Source organism: Deltaproteobacteria bacterium, from assembly GCA_018668695.1.
GTDB lineage: Bacteria > Myxococcota > XYA12-FULL-58-9 > XYA12-FULL-58-9 > JABJBS01 > JABJBS01.
Genome location: JABJBS010000147.1, coordinates 1 through 2,494 on the forward strand (window position 1 = coordinate 1; position 2,494 = coordinate 2,494).

Annotated in this window: 2 protein-coding genes; both read left to right on the forward strand. The window is 49.2% G+C overall.

Annotated features, from left to right (window positions below; genetic code table 11):
- Positions 1 to 962 (forward strand): hypothetical protein (locus HOK28_07860; GenBank protein MBT6432988.1); only part of this gene is annotated, 962 nt, incomplete at its 5' end.
- A gap of 9 nt (positions 963 to 971) precedes the next feature.
- On the forward strand, positions 972 to 2,459 hold the full coding sequence (locus tag HOK28_07865; GenBank protein ID MBT6432989.1) for an ABC transporter permease: 1,488 nt from the start codon (positions 972 to 974) through the stop codon (positions 2,457 to 2,459).
- Positions 2,460 to 2,494: the final 35 nt, after the last annotated feature.

A 2,494-nucleotide genomic window follows, 5' to 3' on the forward strand; every position in this document is an offset into this window, starting at 1 on the left:
AAGACGACGTTCAGCACCCACTGATGCTTTTAAAGTCGGCTCAGTCGACTACTGAAAAAACCAATCAAGGTGTTCACCTCACAGAGCTCAATGCTCAAAACTTTCGCCAGGTCATGAAGAAGAGCGAGAAAAATAAGCTCTTTCAAGATGGTACCATCCAGCACGACTTCTACTGGAGCTACGGCTATAGCTACATCGGATGGAACGGTGACAAACCTTTCTTTTCCGATAAGCGTGTTCGTAAAGCAATGAGCCATGCTCTCAAAGCTGACGAGATTCTCAAAGAAGTTCGTTTTGGACTGGGTCAAAGAACCACAGGCCCCATCACACCGGGACTGCCGCACTACGACGAAACTCTTAAATCCATTCCATACGACTTGGAAGCAGCTAAGAAGCTTCTTACGGAAGCTGGCTGGAAAGACTCCAACGGCAACGGCATCCGAGACAAGATGGTCAACGGCCGCCGCCTTGAGTTTGAATTCACCTTCAATATCGTCGCCCGCCCTGTTCACCAGGATACAGGTGAGATTCTCAAAGAGTCGCTCAAGAAAATCGGCATCAAGTGCAACTTAAAAGCGATGGAATGGGCCAACTTCCAAAAGGAACTCCATACCAAGCAATTTGACGCGGTCATGCTCGGCTGGGGAACCAGTCCCGATGTTGATTTCGACCAAATCTGGCACTCTCGTCACGCCGACGAACCTAAGTCGAGTAACTTCGTCGCTTTCCGCAACAAGCAAGCCGACAAGATTATCGAAACCATGGAATTCGAATTCGACATGGAAAAACGCTACGAGTTGGCTCGGCAGTTTCACCGTATTATCTACGATGAGCAGCCTTACACCTTCCTCTTCCGTTCAAAGACACCTTACTTTTGGACGCCGCAACTTATGAACGCAACCACCGTAGGAAAAGTTCGTCCCTACATGAACCTGCGTTCTTGGTACTTAAAGCAGAACTAGGAGGCCGCTATGTTAACTTACGCTATCAAGCGCATACTCCTGATGATTCCAACGTTCTTTGCCATCAGCTTACTTATCTTCGTCCTACTGAACCTAGGCGCGGGTGATCCGGGAGCACAGCAGTTCTCAGGCGACGGCAATCAGAATGCTGAAAAAGGTGACAACCGAGAATCGTACCGCATCTTTAAAGAGCAGTTCAGTCTCGACAAGCCCATCATTTTCAACACGCGCTACAACTTGGTTGGTACAGACCTTGAAGACACCATCACAGACATCTTGAACCTTGATGGCAGCGCTTCCCTAGCCCGCCAGATTGAAGCACAAGAAAACATGGATGACTGGGGGCGTTACGCTGTGCCTGGTCTTATGTTCTGTCTAACCCAATGCACTTCTGAAGAAGCAAAAGCCAAAGCAAGCCAGCGGCTGGCGGTTAACGCTCAAGCGCCTCTGCTCACGGAATACACAAAGCGAGACTTGGCTCCCGAAGAAGAGCTTCGACAAAAAGAAGAAAACAAGAAGATTCGAGCGGCCAACCGAGAACTCAAGGCATGGTTTTACAACGCGGTGAAATCTGAAGGATCCACTCCAGAGGCTCTCAAAGCTCAAAAAGAGCGCATCACAGCGGTCGAGGGGTTCTGGGCAACTTGGTGGCAAGCAAACGAAAGCCAGTGGTCTTACTCCGCCGGCCAGAAGGTTGGCATCTTCTTTTTCGATACACGCTTTGCAAAATACTGGGGCAATCTTCTGCGCCTCGATTTCGGTAAGTCACACATCGACAAAAAGCCCGTATTGGATACTGTTCTCTCCAAGCTCAAGTACTCCATCACCCTGGCCGTCAGCTCGGTCTTTCTGATTTACCTTATCTCCCTACCACTGGGAATTTGGTCAGCAGTGCGCCAAGGTTCGTTGGCCGATAAAATCGTCACCTTCGTTCTCTTTATGCTCTACAGCTTGCCGTCTTTCTTTGTTGCGGTCATTTTGCTTAACCTACTCACCGTAGGCGATTGGGCAATTTTCCCCAACATAGGATTTCAATCCGATAACGCTGAAGACATGACCACCCTTAGCTACATTAAAGATGTGCTCTGGCATGTGACGCTTCCCATTGTGTGCATGAGTTACGGCGGCTTGGCTGCACTCTCTCGTTATGCGCGTACGGGTCTTTTGGATGTTATTCGAGCAGACTACATCCGGACGGCAAGAGCTAAAGGCTTGCCTGAAGGAATCGTCATCATCAAGCATGCCGCGCGTAACGGCATGATTCCCATCATCACATTGATGGCAACGCTACTTCCTGTTTTGATTGGCGGCTCCGTCATCATCGAAGTCATCTTCGGGATTCCAGGCATGGGTAGCTACATTTTCACCAGCATCACTCAAAATGACTACAACGCAGTCATGGTGGTCTTACTAATCTCAAGCTTGCTAACACTCATTGGCATGCTCTTGGCCGACCTTGCATACGCATTGGTCGATCCACGAATTACGTTCGACTAGGGGGTTGTCATGACGGAAACGAAAAACATCATGGG